The sequence below is a fragment of the Butyricimonas hominis genome (assembly GCF_014287455.1).
Classification (GTDB): Bacteria; Bacteroidota; Bacteroidia; order Bacteroidales; family Marinifilaceae; genus Butyricimonas; species Butyricimonas muris.
In genome coordinates this window covers 617,229-640,331 of sequence record NZ_JACOOH010000001.1, presented here as the reverse complement: position 1 = coordinate 640,331, position 23,103 = coordinate 617,229, and the positions used below count along the sequence as shown (strand labels likewise).

The 23,103-nt window shown below is 45.1% G+C and carries 23 protein-coding genes and 1 riboswitch; of the genes, 14 read left to right on the top strand and 9 right to left on the bottom strand.

Annotation, left to right across the window (positions count from 1 at the left end; translation table 11 throughout):
• The first annotated feature begins 2 nt into the window (after positions 1 to 2).
• The 9 genes from H8S64_RS02490 to H8S64_RS02450 all read left to right on the top strand — a co-directional run bounded on the left by H8S64_RS02490 (position 3) and on the right by H8S64_RS02450 (position 6,109).
• Positions 3 to 416 (top strand): LytR/AlgR family response regulator transcription factor, encoded by a 414-nt coding sequence (locus tag H8S64_RS02490; protein WP_186974813.1) that lies wholly within the window; start codon positions 3 to 5, stop codon positions 414 to 416.
• A gap of 129 nt (positions 417 to 545) precedes the next feature.
• Positions 546 to 2,138, top strand: coding sequence for an ATP-binding protein (locus H8S64_RS02485; protein WP_186974812.1), 1,593 nt, complete (start codon positions 546 to 548; stop codon positions 2,136 to 2,138).
• 333 nt (positions 2,139 to 2,471) lie between these two features.
• The gene (locus H8S64_RS02480; protein ID WP_186974811.1) at positions 2,472 to 3,092 is read left to right on the top strand and encodes a DUF6266 family protein; all 621 of its coding nucleotides are present in this window, start codon (positions 2,472 to 2,474) and stop codon (positions 3,090 to 3,092) included.
• Positions 3,093 to 3,164: 72 nt separating this feature from the next.
• Positions 3,165 to 3,461: a MerR family transcriptional regulator gene (locus H8S64_RS22695; RefSeq protein ID WP_141560910.1), complete on the top strand. Its 297-nt coding sequence runs from the start codon at positions 3,165 to 3,167 to the stop codon at positions 3,459 to 3,461.
• Positions 3,446 to 3,820: a 3TM-type holin gene (locus H8S64_RS02470; RefSeq protein ID WP_186974810.1), complete on the top strand. Its 375-nt coding sequence runs from the start codon at positions 3,446 to 3,448 to the stop codon at positions 3,818 to 3,820. The genes H8S64_RS22695 and H8S64_RS02470 overlap by 16 nt, the downstream gene beginning before the upstream one ends.
• 24 nt (positions 3,821 to 3,844) lie before the next feature.
• On the top strand, positions 3,845 to 4,441 hold the full coding sequence (locus H8S64_RS02465; protein WP_186974809.1) for an N-acetylmuramoyl-L-alanine amidase: 597 nt from the start codon (positions 3,845 to 3,847) through the stop codon (positions 4,439 to 4,441).
• 161 nt (positions 4,442 to 4,602) lie between these two features.
• Positions 4,603 to 5,229, top strand: a complete 627-nt coding sequence (locus tag H8S64_RS02460) for a DUF6266 family protein (RefSeq protein WP_186974808.1) — start codon at positions 4,603 to 4,605, stop codon at positions 5,227 to 5,229.
• Positions 5,230 to 5,322: 93 nt separating this feature from the next.
• Entirely contained in the window at positions 5,323 to 5,484 is a 162-nt protein-coding gene (locus H8S64_RS02455) for a hypothetical protein (protein ID WP_176554979.1), read from the top strand.
• 85 nt (positions 5,485 to 5,569) lie between these two features.
• Positions 5,570 to 6,109 carry an RNA polymerase sigma factor gene (locus H8S64_RS02450; RefSeq protein ID WP_186974807.1) on the top strand — a complete coding sequence of 180 codons (540 nt, stop codon included), beginning with the start codon at positions 5,570 to 5,572 and terminating at the stop codon, positions 6,107 to 6,109.
• A 206-nt stretch (positions 6,110 to 6,315) separates the two neighbouring features.
• Here H8S64_RS02450 and lepA read toward each other — a convergent pair whose 3' ends face one another.
• The 3 genes from lepA to H8S64_RS02435 form a co-directional block, all read right to left on the bottom strand.
• Positions 6,316 to 8,103 (bottom strand): translation elongation factor 4, encoded by a 1,788-nt coding sequence (gene lepA / locus H8S64_RS02445; RefSeq protein ID WP_099291853.1) that lies wholly within the window; start codon positions 8,101 to 8,103, stop codon positions 6,316 to 6,318.
• Between the two features lie 114 nt (positions 8,104 to 8,217).
• Entirely contained in the window at positions 8,218 to 9,276 is a 1,059-nt protein-coding gene (gene pstS, locus H8S64_RS02440) for a phosphate ABC transporter substrate-binding protein PstS (RefSeq protein ID WP_255469392.1), read from the bottom strand.
• A 249-nt stretch (positions 9,277 to 9,525) separates the two neighbouring features.
• Positions 9,526 to 10,716: a uracil-xanthine permease family protein gene (locus tag H8S64_RS02435; RefSeq protein ID WP_186974806.1), complete on the bottom strand. Its 1,191-nt coding sequence runs from the start codon at positions 10,714 to 10,716 to the stop codon at positions 9,526 to 9,528.
• A gap of 100 nt (positions 10,717 to 10,816) precedes the next feature.
• Between H8S64_RS02435 and H8S64_RS02430 the strand changes: the two genes are divergently transcribed.
• The 5 genes from H8S64_RS02430 to H8S64_RS02410 all read left to right on the top strand — a co-directional run bounded on the left by H8S64_RS02430 (position 10,817) and on the right by H8S64_RS02410 (position 14,822).
• Positions 10,817 to 11,695 (top strand): YicC/YloC family endoribonuclease, encoded by an 879-nt coding sequence (locus H8S64_RS02430; protein WP_099291231.1) that lies wholly within the window; start codon positions 10,817 to 10,819, stop codon positions 11,693 to 11,695.
• A 39-nt stretch (positions 11,696 to 11,734) separates the two neighbouring features.
• Positions 11,735 to 12,082, top strand: a complete 348-nt coding sequence (locus tag H8S64_RS02425; protein ID WP_186974805.1) for a four helix bundle protein — start codon at positions 11,735 to 11,737, stop codon at positions 12,080 to 12,082.
• Positions 12,083 to 12,141: 59 nt separating this feature from the next.
• The gene (gmk, locus tag H8S64_RS02420; protein WP_186974804.1) at positions 12,142 to 12,702 is read left to right on the top strand and encodes a guanylate kinase; all 561 of its coding nucleotides are present in this window, start codon (positions 12,142 to 12,144) and stop codon (positions 12,700 to 12,702) included.
• Between the two features lie 2 nt (positions 12,703 to 12,704).
• Positions 12,705 to 13,301: a nicotinate (nicotinamide) nucleotide adenylyltransferase gene (gene nadD, locus H8S64_RS02415; RefSeq protein WP_186974803.1), complete on the top strand. Its 597-nt coding sequence runs from the start codon at positions 12,705 to 12,707 to the stop codon at positions 13,299 to 13,301.
• 174 nt (positions 13,302 to 13,475) lie between these two features.
• Positions 13,476 to 13,663: riboswitch (cobalamin riboswitch) on the bottom strand.
• 244 nt (positions 13,664 to 13,907) lie between these two features.
• On the top strand, positions 13,908 to 14,822 hold the full coding sequence (locus tag H8S64_RS02410; RefSeq protein ID WP_186974802.1) for a YitT family protein: 915 nt from the start codon (positions 13,908 to 13,910) through the stop codon (positions 14,820 to 14,822).
• A 31-nt stretch (positions 14,823 to 14,853) separates the two neighbouring features.
• On the opposite strand, the gene H8S64_RS02405 is transcribed toward H8S64_RS02410, so the two are convergent.
• From H8S64_RS02405 to H8S64_RS02380, 6 genes are all read right to left on the bottom strand, one after another.
• A complete protein-coding gene (locus H8S64_RS02405; protein ID WP_186974801.1) occupies positions 14,854 to 16,143 on the bottom strand; it encodes a hypothetical protein in 1,290 nt (429 codons plus the stop codon).
• Positions 16,144 to 16,299: 156 nt separating this feature from the next.
• Positions 16,300 to 16,596 (bottom strand): PG0541 family transporter-associated protein, encoded by a 297-nt coding sequence (locus H8S64_RS02400; protein ID WP_186974800.1) that lies wholly within the window; start codon positions 16,594 to 16,596, stop codon positions 16,300 to 16,302.
• Positions 16,597 to 16,686: 90 nt separating this feature from the next.
• The gene (locus tag H8S64_RS02395; protein WP_186974799.1) at positions 16,687 to 19,842 is read right to left on the bottom strand and encodes an efflux RND transporter permease subunit; all 3,156 of its coding nucleotides are present in this window, start codon (positions 19,840 to 19,842) and stop codon (positions 16,687 to 16,689) included.
• 64 nt (positions 19,843 to 19,906) lie between these two features.
• Entirely contained in the window at positions 19,907 to 20,944 is a 1,038-nt protein-coding gene (locus H8S64_RS02390; RefSeq protein ID WP_099291224.1) for an efflux RND transporter periplasmic adaptor subunit, read from the bottom strand.
• Between the two features lie 35 nt (positions 20,945 to 20,979).
• Positions 20,980 to 22,266 (bottom strand): TolC family protein, encoded by a 1,287-nt coding sequence (locus tag H8S64_RS02385; protein ID WP_255469391.1) that lies wholly within the window; start codon positions 22,264 to 22,266, stop codon positions 20,980 to 20,982.
• A 99-nt stretch (positions 22,267 to 22,365) separates the two neighbouring features.
• Entirely contained in the window at positions 22,366 to 23,001 is a 636-nt protein-coding gene (locus H8S64_RS02380; RefSeq protein WP_186974798.1) for a TetR/AcrR family transcriptional regulator, read from the bottom strand.
• Between the last annotated feature and the right edge of the window lie 102 nt (positions 23,002 to 23,103).

Below are 23,103 nucleotides of genomic sequence, written 5' to 3'. Positions count from 1 at the left end.
TTATGGAGAAGAATGCACGAGGTGGATCGGCACCTGTAAGACCGACCCGTAGAATCAATAACGGGCTTTTTATATTGAATGGCGAGTGTCGCCAGAGATACCTTTATGTCGACATCCTTTTGGTGGAGGCATCGAGGAGTTATTGTCATGTTTATTTGAAAGACGGTACCCGGCTCACGGTAACAAGTCCCTTGTTAGCGTTGGAACGTAAATTACCGTGGCAATTTTTCGCCCGGGTACACCAGAGCTATCTTGTAAACTTGCTTCACGTTGACGCTTTTTTCGGCACTTCGGTAGTCCGTGTCGGTGGAAAACTGATACCCGTCAGTAAACCCTATCGGAAAGAGTTGACTGAAGTGTTTAATATTTTGGAGGACACGTCCAAACGATTGGATAAAAAAGAGGATAAAGAGTAATTTTTAATTATTAGTATAAACCCGCCCGGGGAATGAGTCCACTGGCGGGGAACCCCGGTCGTGGATTACAACCAAAGATTAAAATATTTGTACTATCTTTGTGATAACAACCTTAAAAGTAGTTTGGCTATGAAGTACCCGATAGGAATGCAGAGTTTTGACCAGATCATAGAGGACGGTTATGTCTACGTGGATAAAACTGCCTTGATTTACTCGTTAGTGAAAGAAGGAAAAATTTATTTCTTAAGTCGTCCCCGTCGTTTCGGTAAGAGCCTTTTGGTATCCACGTTGAAGAATTACTTTTTGGGGCGGAAAGAACTTTTCAAGGGATTGGCGATCGACAGGTTGGAGAAAGATTGGTTGGAGTACCCGGTATTTCATATCGATTTCAACGGTCGTGATTTTACCCGAGAGGGAACGTTAGAGCACGTGCTTGACGATTACGTTTCAAGATGGGAGGAAGATTGGCAAGTAGAGAAGGGGAAAAGCCCGGTAGTTGGTGATCGTTTTATTCGATTGCTGGAGCAAGTACATGAGCGCACAGGGTGTCGTGTCGTGGTATTGATAGATGAGTATGATAAGCCCATTTTGGACGTGCTAGACACGGGCTTGGAGACGGTGGTGGGGGCAAACCGGATGTTGCTAGAAGAGCGTAACCGTAACGTGCTGAAAGGTTTTTACTCGGTGTTCAAGGCGGCTGACGAGCACTTGCAATTCGTTTTCTTGACGGGGGTGACGAAATTTTCCCAAGTAAGCGTGTTCAGTGGCTTTAATCAGCCGAAAGATATTAGTATGGATAGTCGCTACGAGTCGCTTTGCGGGATCACGAGGGAGGAGATCGAGCGTTATTTCACGGGCTCTATCGCAGAGATGGCGGAAGAATTGCAGTTGACTCACGGGGAGGTGGAACAGCGATTGAAAAATCAGTATGACGGCTATCATTTTGGTACTCGATTAGTGGATATCTATAACCCATTTAGTCTGTTGAATGCTTTGGATTCGAAAGCGATTCGGGATTATTGGTTCCGGAGTGGAACACCGACTTATCTCATCCGTCTGTTGGAGCACGCCCGTGAGAATCTTGACGAGTTGACGGGTCGATATTATGATCCCCGGGAATTCGAGGATTACAAGGCAGACGTGGAGAAGCCGTTGCCGATGATCTACCAAAGTGGTTACCTGACAGTGAAGAAGTATGACAGTGAAGATGGAACCTATTTGCTTGATTTCCCAAACAACGAGGTGAAGGAGGGGTTCGTGAGTCTAGTGCTGGCGGATTACTTGAAACCGGGAATCGCTGCCGACTCGTGGATACGGACAGGTGTTCGTGCTTTGAAAAGAGGCGATACGGAACAATTCCGTCGTTTGCTAACCTCTTTTTTGAGTAGTATTCCTTACACGATGCGCCGCAAGGAGAACGAACGGGAACGGGAGCGTTATTTCCATTATACTTTCTATTTATTGTTGCGTTTGATTAGTGTTTACACGGTTTACACGGAAAAGCAACAGAGTGAAGGACGTGTGGATTGTGTTATCGAGACAAACGATTATATTTACATCTTTGAATTTAAACTGGATGGCACTGCGGATGCGGCCTTGCAGCAGATCGAGGAAAAGGGGTATGCCCTGCCTTACTTGGAGGATCACCGTCGACTTTATTGTGTAGGAGTTAGCTTCTCTTCCGAAATGGGGACCGTGGATGATTGGAAGGTGATAGAGTAAATATTCATTATAGGGAATCCCGTTGTAAATGGGGAAAAATCCCGTGGAGAAAAGGGAATATTGACGCTTTAAAGCCGGTACAAAGTCGGTGCAAAGCCGCTCACGGGCGTCTTTGTACCGGGAGTGAAGCGGGCGTGAAAGGGGATTGCGGTGTTAGTTGGAGGGTATTTCATGAGAATGTGTTATTTTATTCGTGTGGTGGTGGGCACGAGGTAATCAAAAGGGAAGAAGTTTCGTGACAAGGGGAAGAACGTTTCGTTCAAAGGGAAAATAGAGTTGTTGACGCTTGTATGGCGAGTTATTTTTGTATCGTTAAATGAAAAATAAACGAATATGGCAATAACGAACAGTACAATTCAAGGGAAAGTGGGAAACGCTATTTTTTATCGGGTTGGGCGGACGAGCCGGGTGAGAAGTATGCCCGCGGGGTATCTTGACGCGAACACTTCGCATCAGCAGGAAAATCGTTCTCGTCTGAGAGTGGCGACCCGTTTTTATCAATGTTTGGTGGAAACTGTCCTCCGGGATGCGTGGAAAGTGGCGGTGGGAGAATCGGGAGCGAACGGTTTCAATTTTTTTATGAAGGTGAACATGATGGTTTTCCGTCCGGATGGCAAGATTGGCGATTTCTCCCGCTTGCAATTGGCCGTGGGTATGATGCAAAAGGTGGATCATTTGTCGGCGATGGTCGGGGATGATGATTCCGTGACGTTGACGTGGGAGAATGGGCCTAACTTGCCCTCGGCACGGGTGGATGATAGTCTGGTGGTGGTCGTGCTGTACGGGAATCGTTCTTTCACGCCCGTGTTTGTTGAAATCAACGGAGCAACGAGAGGTGACGGGAAAGCAACATTCCGGCTGGAAAGGAAACGGGGTACGGCAGCACACGTGTATTGCTTTTTCCGGGAGAAAGAGGGGAAGGCGTATTCGACGAGCCAATACATTCGAATTTAAGATTTATGATTTATTGATTCAGTAATTTCTGATTTAGTGATTTACATTTTCAACTTTCAATTTTCAATTAACATGGCAAGAGTAGTTAACAAAAATGAAAAAGGGGGAGAAATGTCCCTATTGTTGCTGCGGCAACTGAAAGAGTACCGGCAGGAGGTTCGGTTGGCGATAGAAACGGCGGCGAACGTGTCGCACAGGTTGATGACCGCAGCGGAAGTTTGCAAGGCGATGGGTATCTCTGCTAATACTTTGCGCCGTTACGAGAAATTGTTTGCTATCCCCGTGCGGAGAATGGGAAACAAGAAGTTTTACTTCGAGGCAGAGGTAAAGAATAGTATTCTTGCGGGATTCAGGTGGTGGAAGGAGTAAAGGGTGTGGTCAGTGCGGTTGGCGAGGTGGTCGACCGCCTAACACTCCCGGCAAGGGAGAAGAAACAACTGGAAACGGATTTGATGCGTGTTTTCGTGGAGTGGGAACAACGGGTGATGGAAGCCCGGTCGGCAGTTCTGGTAGAGGAAGCTCGGGGTACGTGGTTGCAACGATCGTGGCGCCCGATGGTGATGTTAACGTTTGCGGTGATCGTGCTGGTGGGAACATTCGTGAGTTTGCCGATTCTTGATGACACTTCCCGATTCTGGGATTTGTTGGAGATCGGGTTAGGCGGCTACGTGGTGGGGAGAAGCGGGGAGAAAATCGTGCAAGCCTTCACGGGAAAAAAACGCTTCTAATTTTTGATTTTAGATTTACGATTTATGAGTTCATTTTCAATTTTCAATTCTCCATTTTCAATTGTCAACCACCGTTTGGTGGGAGACGGGGTGAGTCATCTGGTGTGCGCCAAAAACACGCGTAAACTTGTAGGGCCGGATATGATTGTATTGCATTACACGGCTGTGGCGGGTAGCGAGGCTGCCGCAATCTATCTGACAAGGCCTGACGTGAACGCTTCGGCACATCTGGTGATCGGGCGGGAGGGTAAGATTATTCAACTGGTGCCGTTTGACACGGAGGCGTGGCATGCCGGACGGAGTTGGTACGCGGGGCGTTCGGGACTGAATCGTTATTCCATAGGGATCGAACTGGATAATCTCGGGTTATTACGCTGGCGTGAAGGCTTGTTTATTGCCGAGTGTGGACGAATCGTTCCGGCAGAGGAGGTTTATACTCATGACTCGGACGGGAAATTGACTTACTGGCATCGTTACACGAGGGTACAAGTACAGACATTGATGAAGGTATGCGAGGTGTTGGAAGAATATTACCCGATCAAAGACGTGGTGGGACATTCGGCTATCACAACGAGAAAGGTGGACCCGGGACCGGCACTGGAATCGGCGCTGAGGGAATGATTTATGATTTTAGATTTTAAATTTTAGATTGAACTCCCTCCCGGCTTCGCCGTACTCCCTCTATAAACAGAGGGAGAGCTGAATTACCTTATATTATTTGGTTCGTGAAGTTGAGGGAGGAGTTCATTTTCAATTTTCAACTTTCAATTTTCAATTATTTTATGGCAGAATTTAATTCTTATTTGTTAGGTAAAGCGAGAAAATCAGTAGGTAACATCACGTTGTGTTACACGAGGAAGAAGAACATCGCGAAGGCGAAGATATTCTCCCGGAAGGATAACCCGACGCCAGAGGCTTTGGCACAGCGGGCGAGGATGAAAACGTTAGTACAGCTATCCCAGAGTCTATTGCCGATCGTGCAGAAAGGCTTCGTGGGGATCGGGAAGGGGACGACGTCGAACGCGTTCGTGGCGTCGAATCAGAAAGCCGTAACGGTGGACGAGAAGAACGTGGCGACAGTAGATTTTGAGAAATTGCTGGTAGCTACCGGGTTGGTGAATCCGCCGAAGGTAACGGTAACGTACGACGAGGAGAGTAAGAAGTACCAGTTCACGCAGGAAGTACAGGAAGAGGAGGACGGGTACGCTTCCGCGGAGGACAAGGTGTATGGTGTATTGTACGAGACGACACGGGGAAGGGCGAGACTGGTGGCGTTGAGAGAGCGTGGCGAGAGTGGCAGCACGAGTTGTGCGCTCCCGGAAGAGTGGGACAACACGAACGTGAAGGTGTATTGTTTTGCCACGTTGAAAAACGGGAAAAGGGCGTCGGACAGCTTACTGATTTCTTGATTTCTGATTTTAGATTGGGTGATTCCAGCCGCACGGGGCTTCGCTTTTGGGCGGCTGGAGCCCTTTTGTTTTTAACTTTCAATTTTCAATTGTATGGATTATTTTGTGATAGGAATGTTTACAACGTTGAGTTTTAACTCGGTGTTGTCGCAGGTGGCAGATCACTTGTTTGCCGGCATGGTTAGTATCGTGGGAGGAATCGTGAGTTCGATAGCAGTGGCTTGGGTGAAGCGACGATGGAAGAAACGAGAATAGTATAATTTTGGAATAACTTGTATAGATACTATGAGATTTGTAATTTTTTTCTAACTTTGAGGAGGAAAATATCAAAGTGTCGTGTATGGATCCTTGCAGGAATGATGATGAGCTTACGGTTTTGTTAACACGTTTTAATCGACGTGATACTTCGGCTTTTACTTCCGTGTATATGAAATATTTCACGGAACTTCATACTTACGCTAGGCGTCTTTACGCGACTACTTCAATGGAGCCGGATGATGTGGTGCAGGATGTGTTCTGTAATCTCTGGGAGCGGACGGATATTACTTTTGACAGTTTTTTGAAAATAAAGGCTTTCCTGTTTGTCGCGATCAAAAATGGTTACAGGAATTACGTGAATCATTTGGAAGTGGAGCGGAAATATAAAAGTGTGGCAGAATTGAATAGCGGTTTTGAGAATGATATCGTGGAAAGTGAACTGGGGGCTTCATTGTTGGAATATGTCGAGCGGATTCCTGATCCCGGGGGGAAAGTGATGAAACTTTATCTGTCGGGTTTCGAGGCGGAAGAGATAGCCGAGAAGTTACGGATGAGTATTCGTACCGTGTATAACACGAAACACCGGGCTATCGGGATGCTAAAGGGTTGGTTTAGAAAATAAAAGGAGGTCGTGTCAAAACACGCCCTTGCGTCCATAAGGTCTGAAAGTCCATAATTGTTGTAAGGTCAAATGTATTGAGAGTCCTAATTTATGATATTGTATATCATTTTGTTATTGAATTGTGGACTTTATGGACTTTAGGAGCCGGAGGCTCGACTTTATGGACATTACAGACTAGAGGTGTGTCCAAACACACCTCTTATTTTCTAATCCAGTTTCAGTACGGCAAGGAATGCTTTCTGCGGCACTTCGACGTTACCGATTTGTTTCATTCGCTTCTTTCCTTTTTTCTGTTTTTCCAATAGTTTACGTTTACGGGAGATATCACCACCGTAGCATTTTGCCGTCACGTCCTTGCGAACAGCCTTGATTGTTTCGCGAGATATGATCTTCGCTCCAATGGCAGCCTGTATGGCGATATCGAATTGCTGGCGGGGAATCAGTTCTTTCAATTTCTCGCAAATGCGCTTCCCGAAGGAGTAAGCATTGTCGAAATGGATAAGGGCGGACAGGGCGTCCACGGATTCTCCGTTAAGCAGGATATCCAGTTTCACCAGATTTGCCCGGCGATAACCGATCTGGAAATAGTCGAAAGAGGCGTATCCTTTCGTGATACTTTTCAGTTTGTCGTAGAAGTCGAAGACGATTTCAGCCAGTGGCATCTCGTAATTCAACTCGATACGGTTTCCGGTCAGGTAATGTTGCTTTATCAGTATCCCGCGTTTACCGAGACAAAGCGTCATGATTTGTCCGATATAATCCGTGGGGGTGATGATTTGTGCCTTGATATAAGGTTCCTCGATATAATCCAGTACGGTAGGTGACGGCATATCCGAGGGGTTGTGCATCTCGAAGGATTCGCCTTTCGTGGTGTGGGCGATATACATTACGTTGGGAACCGTGGTGATAACGTTCATGTCGAACTCGCGGTCGAGGCGTTCCTGCACGATTTCCATGTGCAGCATGCCCAAGAATCCGCAACGGAACCCGAAGCCCAAGGCGGCAGAAGATTCCGGCTCAAAGGTTAACGAGGCATCGTTTAATTGCAATTTCTCGATAGAAGTACGCAAGTCTTCATAATCTTCCGAATCAATGGGATAAATTCCGGCAAAAACCATAGGTTTCACCTCTTCGAATCCCTCGATCGCGGTTTCACACGGGCGACTGACATGGGTGATGGTATCACCGACTTTTACTTCGGACGAAGTTTTAATTCCCGAGATAATATATCCCACGTCCCCGGTGCATAATTCGTTACGGGGTTCCTGTTCCAGACGCAATACTCCAATCTCGTCAGCATCGTACTCTTTGGCTGTACTGACAAATTTCACTTTATCACCTTTCTTCAAGCTGCCGTTCATGATCCGGCAATAGGTAATAATCCCCCGGAATGAATTGAATTCCGAGTCGAAAACCAGAGCTTGAAGGGGAGCGTCCGGATCTCCCGTGGGAGCCGGAATCCGTTCGACCACGGCTTCCAGAATTTTGTCCACACCCAATCCCGTTTTTCCGCTAGCCTCAAGGATATCTTCCCGGTCGCAACCGAGCAATTCCTCGATCTGGTCCTTTACCTCTTCGGGCATGGCGTTCGGCATATCCATTTTATTGAGTACCGGGATAATCTCCAGGTTATTGTCGATGGCGAGATAGAGGTTCGATATCGTCTGTGCTTGAATCCCCTGAGTGGCATCCACGATCAGCAAAGCTCCTTCGCAAGCGGCTATCGAGCGTGAAACCTCGTACGAGAAGTCCACGTGTCCTGGGGTATCAATCAAGTTAAGGACGTATTTTTCGCCTTTATAATTGTAGTCCATCTGTATAGCATGGCTCTTGATGGTAATTCCCCGTTCTCGCTCCAAGTCCATATCGTCAAGCACTTGTGCTTGCAAATCTTTCCCCACGACAGTCCCTGTCGTTTCCAACAAACGGTCGGCAAGAGTACTCTTGCCATGATCAATATGCGCTATGATACAGAAATTTCTAATGTTCTTCATTCGGGTGTAAAACTCTAAATTAGGGTGCAAAGATAGTGATTTTCTTGTTATAAAAAAAGAGAGTATCTCGATGACAGAGATACTCTCTTTGTGATATGGTATCGTGTGGATTTATTATAAAATCGGTTTTCCATTATAGGTAACCGACTTCAGTAATGCTTTCGCGTTTTTCACGGCTTTGGCAGGAAGCGGGGAGTAGTTTACTTTCGTGGTCATGGATTGTGCTTCCGAATCCAACATCCAATCTAAAAGTTTTAGCGTTTCTTCTGCTTGTGCCAGACTCCTGTTGGCATAGGCTTGTTCCTTGTACAGGAGAATCCATGTAAAGCAGCTGATCGGGTAAGCATCCGGTGCGGTGGAATTGGTAATCATCGTGCGGGTGTCGGCGGGCATGTCTCCTTTGGCGGCGGCGGAGATACTTTCCGTGTTCGGGTTGATGAACTTTCCGGCTGCATTTTTCATTTGCGCGAATTGGATTTTCATGGCAAAGGCGTACTCGGAACCCACGTAACCGATAGAACCCACGGTCTGGCTGATTACCCCGGCAACACCCGGATTGCCTTTAGCTGCCATTCCTGCCGGCCATTTCAATGATTTTCCGGTACCGATTTTTTCTGCCCATTCCGGGCTGATTTTGGTCATATAGTCACTGAACACGAAAGTAGTTCCACTACCGTCTGAGCGATACACGGGACTCATGTCTTTGTCGGGTAAATTTACTCCGGGGTTGATAGTGGCAATGCGGCTGTCGTTCCATTTGGTGATTTTACCCATGTAAATGTCTGCCACTATCTCTCCGGTTAATTTCAGATTGTCTACTCCCGGAAGATTGTAGGCTAACACCACGGCTCCCATACAAGTCGGGATGTGGATCACCGCGGCGGGCATTTCGCTCATTTCTTTGTCTGAAAGGTAAGCATCCGAACCTCCGAAATCCACGATTTTATCTTTCAGGCTGCGGATACCTCCACCGCTGCCGATTCCCCCGTAAGTGACGGAATTCCCGGTTTTGTCCTGATAGGTCTTGAATGCTAGGTTGTAGAACGGAAGAGGGAAGGTAGCCCCGGCTCCCGAGATAGATACTTTTTTGTTGGGAGTGGTTTCCCCATTCGTCGCGTTGCTGTTGAAAATAACAGCTAACATTAAAATTGTTGTTAGAAATAAGTTTTTCATTTTCTATTCATTTAAGTAATCTGTTTTCTATCTTTTTACGACCGCAATTTCCGCTGATATTGTGAATCTTTTGTTACAGCACAGATACTTAATTGTTAAGAATAGATCGGTTTATAAAGTTCATAAGGTTTATAAAGTATATAGACACTGCGGGCGCTTTATCTACGGCAGCATAAGCTACCGATAAATATTGTCCGAAGGACTCCCGTAACTTTATGAACTTTACAAACCTTATGAACTTTATAAACTCTATTTCGTGGTTTCTTGTGGTAAAATCAAGTTAAGTACGACTCCGAGTAAAGCGGCAAGTCCGATTCCCGACATGGAAAAGTTGCCCCATTGGAAGGCGGCACCGCCGATACCGAAAGTCAGGATGAGGGAAACGACAATCATATTTCTGGTTTTCGAGAGATCCACTTTGTTTTGGATCAGGTTGCTCATGCCCAGTGAAGCGATAGTGCCGAAAAGGAGTAACATGATACCACCCAGCACGGGGGCGGGGATGGATTTCAAGAAAGCGCTTATTTTACCGAAAATAGAGAAAATAATACCTGTAACAGCGGCAATCCGGATGACTGCCGGGCTGGTTACTTTCGTCAAGGAAACGGCGCCTGTTACTTCCGAGTAAGTTGTTACCGGGGGACCGCCGATGAGTCCGGCAAATACACAGGCAATACCGTCACCCAGCAAGGTGCGGTGTAACCCGGGATTCTTGATAAAATCTTTGCCCGTGACGCTATTCACGGCGTAGACATCCCCGATATGCTCGATGACGGGAGCGATGGCCACGGGTATCATAAACAGAATGGCTTCCCACGAGAAATCCGGGGTTATAAATTGAGGCAAGGAAAACCACGGGGCTTCCTTTACGGGAGTCGTGTCTATGCCATAAAAGAAAAATGCCACGAGATAGCCCACGATAATCCCGCAAAAAATAGGGATTAGTTTTAAAAGTCCTCTTCCTTTCAAAGAAACAACGACAGCGGTGACGAGAGCGGTTAGGGCAAGAATCCAATTCTCGCTAGCCATTTTCACGCCGGCTCCGGCGAGAGATAACCCGATCAGAATAATGACCGGACCGATAACAATCGGGGGAAACAGTCTTTTTATAAAGTCCGTGCCTCGCCATTTGACGAGCAGACTCATGACTCCATATACCGCACCCACGGCAACCATGCCGGAGAGAGCTCCTGCCATGCCGTACAATTCCGCGGCTTTTATGATGGGAGCGATAAAAGCGAAACTACTGCCGAGGAAGATAGGTACGATACCTTTGGTCACAAGGTGGAAAAGCAATGTCCCGATTCCTGCTGTGAGAAGCGCGGTGGACGGGTCAAGCCCGACAAGTAGAGGAACGAGTACGGTAGAACCGAAAGCGACGAAAAGAAATTGTACGCCGACAACTCCTTTTTGGAAGGTAGAGAGACGATTTGTTTCCATTATGTAGTGTTTAAAACTCAACAAAGGTAAATATTCGACGTCGGTTTTCAAAAAAAGCCTTACTTTTGTGCTTAAATGTTTGTATAAAAAACAAGAACGTATGATAAAATCAATGACCGGTTTCGGTAAAGCAACAGCAGACTACGGAACGAAGAAAGTAATTGTCGAAGTAAAAAGCTTGAATTCAAAGCAATTGGATATTAATCTTAGAACCCCGAGTCTTTACAAGGAGAAAGATATCGAGATCCGGAATATGATTAAAAATGTGTTGGAACGCGGTAAGGTGGATATGTATATCTATTTTGATAACGCGGAGGAAGAAAAAGGAGTCGCGGTGAATCAGGCGGTGGTGAAACAATATTACAACCAGATGAACGAGGTGGCTTCGTCTTTGGGTATTGAGATAGATAAAGGGGAATTACTACAAACCGTGATGCGTTTCCCGGATACCATGCAGGTGAAGATGGATGAATTGGATGAGGAAGCTTGGAATGCTTTGAGAAGTGCTATCGAGAAAGCCTTGTCCGACGTGGATCAATTCCGCGTACAGGAGGGAAAGGTATTGATTGCCGATATATTGAAACGTGTAGATTTAATCAAGAGTCTATCTGCCGAAGTCCCCCGCTTCGAGAAACAACGCGTGGTGACGATTAAACAGCGTTTGCAGGACAAAATGAAAGAGTGGGGCGAAATCAAAAATATCGACGAGAACCGTTTAGAGCAGGAAATCATCTATTATCTTGAGAAACTTGATATCACGGAAGAGAAAGTTCGTCTTGCCAACCATTGTAAATACTTTATCGAAACTGTCGAGAAAGAAGTTGCTCCCGGTCGTAAACTCGGATTTATAGCCCAAGAAATCGGTCGTGAAATCAACACCATGGGTTCCAAGGCTAACGATCACGACATTCAAAAGCTCGTCGTCCGCATGAAAGATGAACTTGAAAAGATAAAAGAACAGAGCCTTAATGTGTTATAAGTCCGTAAGGTCTGTAAGGTCCATAAAGTCCATAAGGTCATGAAAATAGAGAGATTTGAAGAAATTCTTGCTTGGCAGAAAGCTAAGGAGTTAACAAAAAATATTTATAAATTGTTGGCTCCAATAAAGGACTATGGTTTTAAAGATCAGATACAACGGGCTGCTGTTTCTGTCATGAATAATGTTGCAGAAGGTTTTGAACGTCGATCAGATAAAGAATTTAAGCACTTCCTTTTTGTTGCTAAAGGATCTTGTGGAGAGGTTCGTTCAATGTTAATATTAGCCAAAGAATTGGATTATATAGAAAAGAATACTTGTGCCGATTTGATTTTGGAAACAGAAAGAATCTCCAAAATGTTATCGAATTTTATAAAAATGTTAGATTAACAAAGAAGGACCTTATAGACCTTATGGACTTTATGGACCTTATAGACTTATAATTAATAATGAAAAAAGTGATTATTTTCTCAGCTCCCAGTGGTTCCGGGAAAAGTACTATTGTGAATTATCTGCTCTCCCGGGGTTTGGGATTGGAATTTTCGATTTCAGCGACGTGCAGATCGCCGAGAGGGGAAGAGCGGCATGGGAAGGAATATTATTTCTTTTCGACGGATGAATTTAGACAGAAGATCGATAAGGATGATTTTTTGGAGTGGGAACAGGTTTATCCGGGTTGTTATTACGGGACACTGAAGAGCGAGTTGGAAAGGATTTGGGCGAAGGGGCATACGGTCGTATTCGACGTGGATGTTGTCGGGGGCGTGAATATCAAGAAGATATTCGGGGAACGGGCTCTTTCTATTTTTGTGCAAGCGCCATCCGTGGAGGTTTTACGTCAGCGATTAGAGTCCCGGGGTACCGATTCCGCGGAGAAGATCGAGGAGCGGGTGGCGAAAGCGGAATATGAAATGACCTTTGCCGATAAATTTGATATCGTCGTAGTGAACGATAAGCTGGAAAGTGCTCTGGAGCAGGCGGAAAAAGCGGTAAGAGATTTTTTGAAATAGTTATGGCGGTGCAGGATGAAAAGGGATACAGGCAGCCCGTGACGGCTCTTTTTTTCGGTTCGTTCAACCCGATCCATAACGGTCACGTGGGAATTGCCCGCTATTTATTGGATAATAAATTGTGCGACGAGGTATGGTTTGTTATCAGTCCCTGCAATCCTTTTAAAATCAATCGGTTCCTTTTGCCGGAGGCAGACCGTCTGCGAATTGTTGAGGCAGCTATTGCCGACGATCCCCGGATGCGAGCCTGTGACATTGAGTTCACCATGCCTAAACCCTCTTACACGGTGGATACACTGCATTTATTGTTCGAGAAATACCCGGGGCGGGAATTCGTTTTGGTCATTGGTGGGGATAATGTCGAGAATTTTACGAAGTGGAAAGACTATCGTTGGATCGTGCAACATTGCCCTATTTTCGTGTATCCCCGGTTAGGAATAGACGTGACTGTCGGGCAATTCCCGGGAATGCGGATGATAGATGCTCCTTTGTTTCCCTTGTCCGCGACAGAAATCCGGGAAATGATTATTCAAAAGAAAGATATTACCGGCTTGGTTCCGGATGCGATTTTGTCGCTGGTGAAAGAATTTTACGGGTAGTCTATAAAAATAAGTGAGCTTGTAAATTCAACGTAAAACAAGTTGGCAGAGATATTTTACATCCAATTACGTGCTCACTTATTCACAGAACAATGCTTGTTGGAAAATTGGGGTAGAGGAAAATCGTGGACACTCACGATAGACATCTGGCCAGCTTCAATTCCCGAAAGCCACATAAACAGTTACGTCTTGGCAGGTTTTCTGACTTACTTCCTTTTCGTCGCCTTCCCATCTATGTACAGACAGTGGCAGTAGAGACTAAAGTTATGAAGCTTACAGCTGCGGGTACAGTTCCCGACTCTCACGGGATTCCCTTCTAATGTTACGACTAACATTAACTCTCCAATACATTCACAAACGTAGGGAAAATAATTGAAAATTGAAAATGGAGAATTGAAAATTATTTCTGAAGGACTTTTTTGGTTTTTGTATAATTATGAAGCGGATTGTATAATTATGCGAGTTGTTTTATTTGTATTGTATTGATATATAGTGTAATACAATAATTTCTCAAGCCACGAAAACGTTGTAAAAAGTCGAAAACAAGTTGTACTTTTGTGCCGTTAACGAGTGCGATTAATAAGTCGAATAATAAATGAATTTAGTATGGGATTTGTAACTAAGGAGAAATTATTCTCTAAGGATTTCTTTATCACTTATGCTTGGTTGCTGGGTGGTTGTTTCGTGTTTGCCGTGGGTGCAGTGATGTTCGCGGAGCCTTATGGTTTTGCTCCGGGAGGCACCTATGGTTTGTCAATGGTATTCCATCATTTGTGGGGTTGGAGAACAGAACTTTCCGCCCTTTGTATGGACATCCCGTTGTTGTTGTTGGGAATTTATTTCCTGGGAGCGAAGTTCGGAATTAAAACAGTGATCTGTACATTTGCTATCCCCAGTTTCATGTGGTTGATCCACCAGACGTACGGTTTTGATGCTTTGTTGGAGCCCGGTATCACGGAGCGTACAATGCTTCAGGAACCCTTGTTGTCATCTATTTTCGGTGGTATCGTTTACGGTATCGGTATCGGTATGATTTTTAAGTCCCGTGCTACCTCCGGGGGATCGGATATCATCGCCATGATCTTGAACAAGTACACGCATATTTCTCTCGGTACACTGGTAATTATCGTCGACTGTACGATTACCTTAACTACCGTGGTGGCTTTCGGGGATTGGAAATTGCCGATGTACTCTTGGATTATTGTCTTCATAGAAGGTAAAGTGATCGATTTGATCGTGGAAGGTGCTTCCGTGCACAAGACCTTGATGATCGTGACGAAGGAGGTTGATACAGTCAAGAATATCATCTTGAACGACATCAACCGCGGAGCGACAATTCTTCCGGCAATCGGTGCTTATAAAGGAGAATCTCGCGAAATTGTTTACACGATTCTTACCCGTCGTGAAATGATGATCTTGCGTCATCGTATTCGTGAAATCGATCCGGATGCTTTTATCAACGTGATCGACTCCCGGGAGATACTTGGAAGGGGATTCAAGTCGTTGAAGAATGACGAATAAAAAGTGGCTTAGGCCACTTTTTTTATATCTGTTATTTTAATTTCCTGTCTTGGTAAGGAACAATCTCTTTCATCTTCCGGTAATCGAGACCGTCAAAATTAACAAGTACGTTATTGCCAAAATGTATACTGAAAACATCTCCCGTGTCTGCCCAAACTTTTACTTTAGCAGCTTCTTTATTGTATAGATTGTCTTCGAGAGGATTGCGATACAAGTTTACCTCGTAATACATCCTGTTTTTATTTTTGTCATGTTCTTTCCATGTTTTGCTACAAATCTTTGGAGGAAGATACTTTTGGTAATAATGCTTCATTTCACCTTGTCCCACGTTTACCATGGTTGTGGAATCGGTCAAGGGCCTTTGGTATTCTCGGTAATAGCCCGGCCCTATTGTTAATACTGCTTCTTTACTAAGTTGCAGGAGCAATGAATCTCGTGTATTGGCAACTAAAGAGTCTAACCGCACTTTTTTCCGTTGAGGATCTAATTCCAAACCACTTTGCATGAGTGGAAGCAGGAATTTGTTGCGTCCCCGGGTATCTGAGATTTCTTCCATAAGGGCGCCACTTAATTTTATCTCGATCCCATTGCCGAATTTGACTTGGCGTAATTCGCTGGTTTTTGCCCATATCTCTATTTGAGCCGAATAGTTTCGAGAAAAATATTCTTCTCTGCCATCGTAAAGATAGGATACAATGTAATACTTGTATCTGCCGAATTCTCTTTCCTCTTTGTCTGTTGGTCCTTCACGAGGATCTCTTGGGATGTATGCTGCTGAAATTGTTATAGAACGTCCCCCGTCATCCAAACTGATGCCTTTGGTTATTTCCGGCTTGTAATCTTCCCGGTAATATTCGGGAGCAAACTTTTCCATGAAAATACGGCACCATGAAGATAATGTGCTATCTCTGCTATCATCCGAGTAGAACGGATCGTCTAAATTGAGAGAATTACGAATAGGGCGAAGGGGAGGTAGAGGAACCTCGTGTCTTTGCTGATAAGGTATAATTGTATCTTGAAAATGTCCGGGTTCATTATAGGCGCGATAGCCATTCCCAAAAGCGATAAAAAATGGTTTTCGGGTATCGATGTTTATATATACTTCCGCGGCGTAATCACACCAAAGGTCTTCTTCACGCGGCTTGCTGGCAAAACTAACACTAAAGAAACGGAATTTCCCTTTCGAGCCTGTCCAACTTTCTCCGCTGCCGTCAATCTTTACTTCCCGGTCTGCCCGGTAATAATCCGGTCCATGTTTGAGTACCGTTTTTTTAGCGATTTCTACTAAAATACTATCCCGTTTTTCTGTGGGGAGTAGCATTAAATCAATCTTTTGAGCATAACTATTTGAAATAAAGAATAATAAAAGAAAGATCGTTATATGGAGGGGATGCTTTTTCATAAAAATGTCATTATGCATCCAAATGTAATATTTATTCGGCATAATAACAAAAAAAAGAGCCGAAAGGCTCTTTTTTTAATACATATCCGTGATATCCCAGACGAAAGCCCGGATTCCGTTTTCTTTGTTTACCTCGTCCAGATTCTTGACGTATTTCAGAATCAAGGGAACCATCTCTTCTTCAACAACGGTTAAAGTGGCAGAGTTCATTTCCGGCCATGTATGGCTACCCATTCTGGGTTCGCCATCCGTGGTCCCTGCCCCGTTGATTAGCGGCCATTGCGTGAATCCCCGCACTTGCAATTGGTCAAGGATATAAGCGACACGCTCTGTCAAGGCTTGATTATATGTGATAAATACTGCTTTTTTCATATTGACTATGTTTAATTTTTGATTTTAGATTTACGATTAGCAACCGGACAGGTCTTTTCAAAATCGTAAATCTAAAATCATAAATGTGATTTATTTTTTCTTCGGGAGATCTCTTTCCGCGTCGAAATCACTCATGAACTTGAATTGTTTTCTGAGGTTTTTCTGTTTGTCACGGCTTCCGCTCTTGTCCATGGCCGCGTATACGGCGGGTACGATCAACATGGTGATGATCGTGGAGAAAATCATACCACCGATCACGGCGATACCCATCGGGCGCCATGTTTCAGAACCTTCACCCACGCTCAATGCCATCGGCACCATACCCAGAATAGTCGTCAACGACGTCATCAATACCGGACGCAAACGAGAACGACAAGCTTGGGCGATTGCATCGTACAAGCGGATTCCGCGTTCACGCATCAAGTTGATAAAGTCGATCAGCACGATACCGTTCTTTGTCACGATACCCACCAACATAACGGCTCCCAAGGCGGCAACGATACTCAATGTCGTGTTCGTGATCAACAATGCAAGGATCACACCGGTAAATGCGAACGGGATAGCCAACATGATGATAAACGGCATCTTGAATGACTCGAACTGTGCCGCCATCACGATGTACACCAACATCAACGACAGTAACAACAACATGATCAAAGAACTGAACGATTCCTGTTGATCCTCGTAACTACCTCCGATGTACAAGCTCACGTCTTGCGGAACATCTTCCAAGTTATTGATGAGAGTTTGTGCCGCTTCCGCGATATCTCCCAATGCAACTCCCGCTGCCGGGGTAATAGATACTTTCAAGATACGCTGTTTACTCTTGCGCTCGATGTTTGGCGGAGAGAAGAACTCTTCAATCGTTCCGAGTTCTTGTAAACGAACCTTTTCTCCTTTACCGTCAACAATAATGATATTCTCGATCTCGGACAGGGTTGAACGATATTTCTCGTCGAAACGTACGATAATATCATATTCCTCTCCGTTTTCTTTGTATTTACTGTTCCGGTACCCGTAGATGCGGTTACGCAAGTACGAACCGACCTCGGAAGTTGTCAACCCGTGACGGGCCAGTTTGTTCTGATCCAATACCACGCGAAGTTCTGACTTATCCTCGTCCCGGCTGATCTTGATATCCTCTGCGCCGGGGATAGAACGGGCTTCAGTGGCAATCTGGTGTGCCAGATTGGTCGTCGTGTTGAAATCGTGTCCCATGATCTCGACGTCTACCGTGTTACCGCCCATGGAGCCACCGCTCGATGTGGTTACCGTGTATTGCAGGATGTCCGGGAATTGTTTCAAGATTCCGCGCACTTGGTCGGCAATTTCGAATACGCTACGTTTACGGTCTTTTATATCTACCGTTCTCAGACGCATGTTCAGAATATTGTTACCCGTGCTGTTCATCATGGAAGCGAAAGATGCTTCTTCCTCGCTACCGTATGAAAGGTTGATCAGCGTGATTTCCGGGATACTGTTGCGAATCACCGAGTCTATATCTAATGCCACTTTCTTCGTTACCTCCACGCGCTGACCGGATTGCATCTTGGCGTACACGTTCATGTAGTTCTGGTCATTCTGGGGCATAAAGTCCGTCTTGATCAGTTTAGCGAGGAACAGTGAAGCAAAGAATAGGGCGAACATGGACACGATTGTAACCGATTTATGGACAAGTACCCAACGAATCAAACGTTCGTATGCGTTATCCAATTTCTCCAACATCCGGGATACGAAGTTATAGAAGCTGAATTTCTTGCTGTCCGTTTTCTCTTGGATTTTCATCAATTGAGAACAAAGCATCGGGGTTAACGAGATAGCTGTTACGGTTGAAGTACATACCGTGATACAAACGATCCAACCCAATTGCTTGAACAGGATACCTGTCATACCGCTTACCAGTGTCAACGGGAAGAACACGGCTACGGTAACCAGCGTGGTCACGATTACAGACAACCAAACCTCGTTCGTACCGTATTTTGCCGCTTCACGCGGACGGCTACCGCGGTCGATATGTTTCGTGACGTTTTCCAGTACCACGATGGCGTCGTCCACCACCATACCGATTGCAATAGAGAGGGATGACAGAGAGATGATATTCAATGATTCTCCTGTTGCGAACAAGTAGATAAAGGCAACGATCAAAGAAATCGGGATTGTCAGCGCGATGATAAAAGTAGCACGCCAGCGTCCCAAGAACAGGAACACGACCAAAACCACGAAAATCAAAGCGTACATCAAAGAGTCTTGTAAGTTGTTGATGGACTTAACGATAAAGTCCGAGTTATCCGAGATAATCTGGAATTTGATATCTGTCGGCAACTCTTTCAAGGCTTGCTCGATCTCTTTTTTAGCTTGTTTTGCCACGGCCACGGCATTCGCGTCCGTTTGTTTTGTTACCATCAATACACCACCCCGACCTCTGTTGATGGATTGTTCAAGGGTAATATCTTTCAAGGTGTCACGAACGTTTGCCACGTCGCGCAAGTAAATAATCTTGTTGTTTTGGGTTCCCAGTACAATATTCTTGATCTGGTCACTTTCCTCGAATTCTCCTTCCACACGTAGGGTATAATCCATGTCACCCATCTTCACGTTACCGGAAGAAATGTCCTTGTTTTCTGCGAGAATCTTGCTACCGATCTGTTCCAGCGTCAAGTTATAAGCGTCCAGTTTGTTCGGGTCAAGGTCCACGTAAACCACGCGTTCCGGGGAACCGGCAACGATAACGGATGCTACCCCGTCCACGCGGTTCAACCGGGTGATTAACTTATCGTCCAATATCTTGTCGATACCGGGATAGGACTCTTCTGCCGTTACTGCGTAAATCAAAATAGGCATCATCGACGTGTTGAAACGCATGATCGTGGGGCGGTCGATATCATCCGGAAGGTTGTTCATCGCTTTATCCACGGCATCCCGCACGTCATTAGATGCTTCATCAAGGTTTACTTCCCATTCGAACTCCAGTGACACGACGGCCAGGTTATCGTAGGAAGTGGAAGTCATTTCTTTCAAGTCGTCCACCGAGTTCAACTGGTCCTCGAGGATTTTGGCAACGTTCTCTTCAATATCCGCGGCATTCGCACCCGGGTAGGTAGCCATTACCGTGATGTAAGGCGGGTCCATTTTTGGGTACTGGTCCACCGGCAATTGTATATAAGAGGCAATACCCAATACCATGATGGCAAGGAAAACCATTAAGGTAGAAATGGGTTTATTGACCGCTGTATTGTATATACTCATATTTCGAATTTTAAATTTTAGATTTTAAATTTTAGATCGAGGGTAAATCCGCGATCCAAATGATTTATTTCGTGATAGAAATCGGAGAACCGTCCACCAATCTACCTTGTCCGACAACAACAAGTTCGTCACCCTCGTGAATGTCGTTACTGATCAATTCTACCTGATCCTCGAAACGTCTGCCGAGTTTCACTGCCACGCGTTTTGCCTTACCGTCCTTGTTCAAGAACACGTAGCGGTCGTTAGAACCTTGTAGTTTCAACACGGCGATAGCCGGGGCAACCACGGTTTCCGTGTTACCGATGAAGAAATTGATCGTTCCGTACATACCCGGTCTTAACGCTTCGTCACTATTCGGTATTTTGACCTCAACGGTGAACGTTCTGGAAGCCGGGTCGATGCTCGGGTAAACAATGCTTACCGTACCCTCGAACACACGGTCGGGATAAATATTGCTCTTCAATTGAACTTTCGTTCCGGGTTTCACGGTCAGGTAATATTGCTCGGACAAATTCACGTATGCCTTTACCGGGTTGATTTTCTCGATAGCGATAACAGAAGGCTTCGTCGCTCCACCGAACGAACCGCCAGTGTAAAGTTCCTTGTCCTCGAAATATTTCCCGGTAACGATACCGTCAAAAGGAGCCTCCATGCGCGTGTTCTCTTTCAAGAATGCCACGTTTGATTTTGCCACCTCGTATTGGGTTACGGCTGCATCATAAGCTTGTTTGGAAATACTTCCCGTTTTATTCAACTGAACGGCACGATTGTATTCCGTTTCCAAGTTTTTCAATTGAGTTTCGGCTTGGATAAGGTTTGTTTTATCCATTTCGACCAACAGTTGTCCTTTCTTGATCCGGTCGCCTACTTCAACGTAAATCTTTTCAATTCTTCCCGTGGCTGCCGGGGCATAGAAAACCTGTTTGTCGGCTTCCAAGTTGGCGGCGTAATCCAAGGTTTTGGCTATATCCGTTCTTTCCAGTTTTTGCACCTTCACGGGAATAGCTTCGTCAACGTCTTTTTGTGACGCTTTATCTTTGTTACCGGAACAACCGGCAAGCATAGCTAACGCTATTGTCGATAGAATAAGATTCTTTACCATTGTATTTTTTGTTTGTTTTTATTATTCAAAGTTGTTTATCGCGGGAGTTGGTTATACAATTTTTCAAGGCTTACCTGTGCTTGCAACAACGTGAGAACGGCCTCCGTGTAATTTGTTTCTGCCTGTAGGTAATTGTTGTTTGCCTGTGTCAAATCCAAGCTGGAAACGGCGCCCAACTCGTATTTCCTCTGGTAGTTCTGCAATACCCGCGTGGCAACGTCGATGTTCTCTTTTTGTAAACTGTAATTCTCCATGGCATTTTTCAAGTTGAATTTCAATTGCTCGTCCTGCACGTTCAACTGGTCTTCCAACAGGCTCTTCTGCAAATAAGTTTGCTCCAGCGTGATTTTGGCTTGTTTTACTTTGGAGTCGCGTTGCATACCCGAGAAGATCGGGATATTCATGGTCAAGCCTGCCGTGTGCTTCGGGCTCATGTCCAATGCCGGTTTCAAAATCTTGTAATTGAAATTGTACGAACCGGCGATCGTGGGAGCGTAACTCCATTTCTCGATGCCTAGCAACTTCTTGTTCAACTCGGTTTGCGTGTTGATCAACTGATAGCTCACGTTGTTGTTGATGTCGAATTTTTCCAAGTACAGACGGCTGGATTTGTCGTTATCGAGGAACACTTCCAATCCGTCCGAAAGTTTAACCGGGGCTCCGGCTTCCAACCCGAGTTGCAGGCGCAACAGGTTGTAGTTCACCGCTACCGTTCTTTCCATCGACAGCATGCTGTTTTTCAGCTGTCCCACGTTGATACGGATTTGGTCTACATCGGTGATTTCAACCGTTCCGGCGTTATACATGTTTTCCGTGTGCTTGTAAATCTCGTTCATATTCTCCAGGTTCTGGCGCAGGATTTCCAACATCCGTTCCGTCACGAGTACCGTGTAATACGAATTATAGATATTCTCGACGATATCCAGTTCCGACGATTCAACTTCTTGTTCCGTCATTCTCACGGCAATCTTACTGGTCTGCATTCCCAGTATCCATTCACCACTGAACAACAATTGTTGCAGGCTGACTCCGAGATTCGACTGGTCTTTCATTTTGATAGTTTGTCCGCCAAAGTCCATCTTGTACCCGAAATTCGTGGTGTAAGTCATTGTACCGTTAATCTGTGGCAATCCCTGTGATACGGATTCCCGAACCTTTTGGCGGTACAACTCGATGTTCATCTGCGAGGCCTGTAATTCTTTGTTGTGCTTGATGGCAAACTCTACTGCTTGTTGCAGCGAGATCGTTTGCGGTGCTTCTTGTGCGTGAAGCATCCAAGGCACGATAAGCATTAGTAGGAAGAGTGTCATTCCTTTTTTCATAGATTATAGTTTTTAATTATTTATATTTTCCGGGAAATTCTCACGCGTTTTTTCTCTCAATACAAATCTCATACCAAAAAAAACTTCGGTAGGATAAATTTACTTCTCTTTCACTTGTTTTGACTCATTTTTTAATCGTTCATACTCTTTTATACCTTTTTCTGTGGATATAGCGTAAACAAAATTGATAAAAATCGTCGTGATGATTACCGAAAGAGGGTATTCGAGTTTGCCGACGATATCCGGGTCCCTCAAAAAGTGTAATTGTTTGCCCAGCAAATACAATTGCAACTCTTTGTCGATATCCTCCCTGAAATACTTCTTTTTCATTCCGTCATCCAGCAGGGAGACCAGAAATTGTTTCGTCACGTTCTCTTCCTTCTCGGCTATTCTTTGATACACGGCGGGGTGGTATTTTCTCATGTCGAAATAATTGGCGGGCAATCGGCTACCCAAGTCACTCTCCATGAAATCCCGTATCCGGCTGATCACTTCGATCGGGTTCAAGTTTTCCAACTCTTTCACCTCGACACTTTTTATTCTTTCCCGTCTTCTGTATAGCATCACTTGCTCTACCACGTCGTCTTTATTGGCAAATTGTTGATAGAGCGTCTTCTTCGAAATTTTCAAATGGTTCGCTATATCATCCATGGAGGTACTTCTCAGCCCGAATCTTAGGAAAAGATCCGAGATGGCCACTAAAAGCTCCTCTTTCTGATTCATATTCTCATCCATAGGTGATCTATTTAATTGTTGCACGCGGAAACGATGTAACCTCAAAACGTTTCCGCATGCAAAAGTATACAAATATCGTTCCACTAATACTACAAACATGTT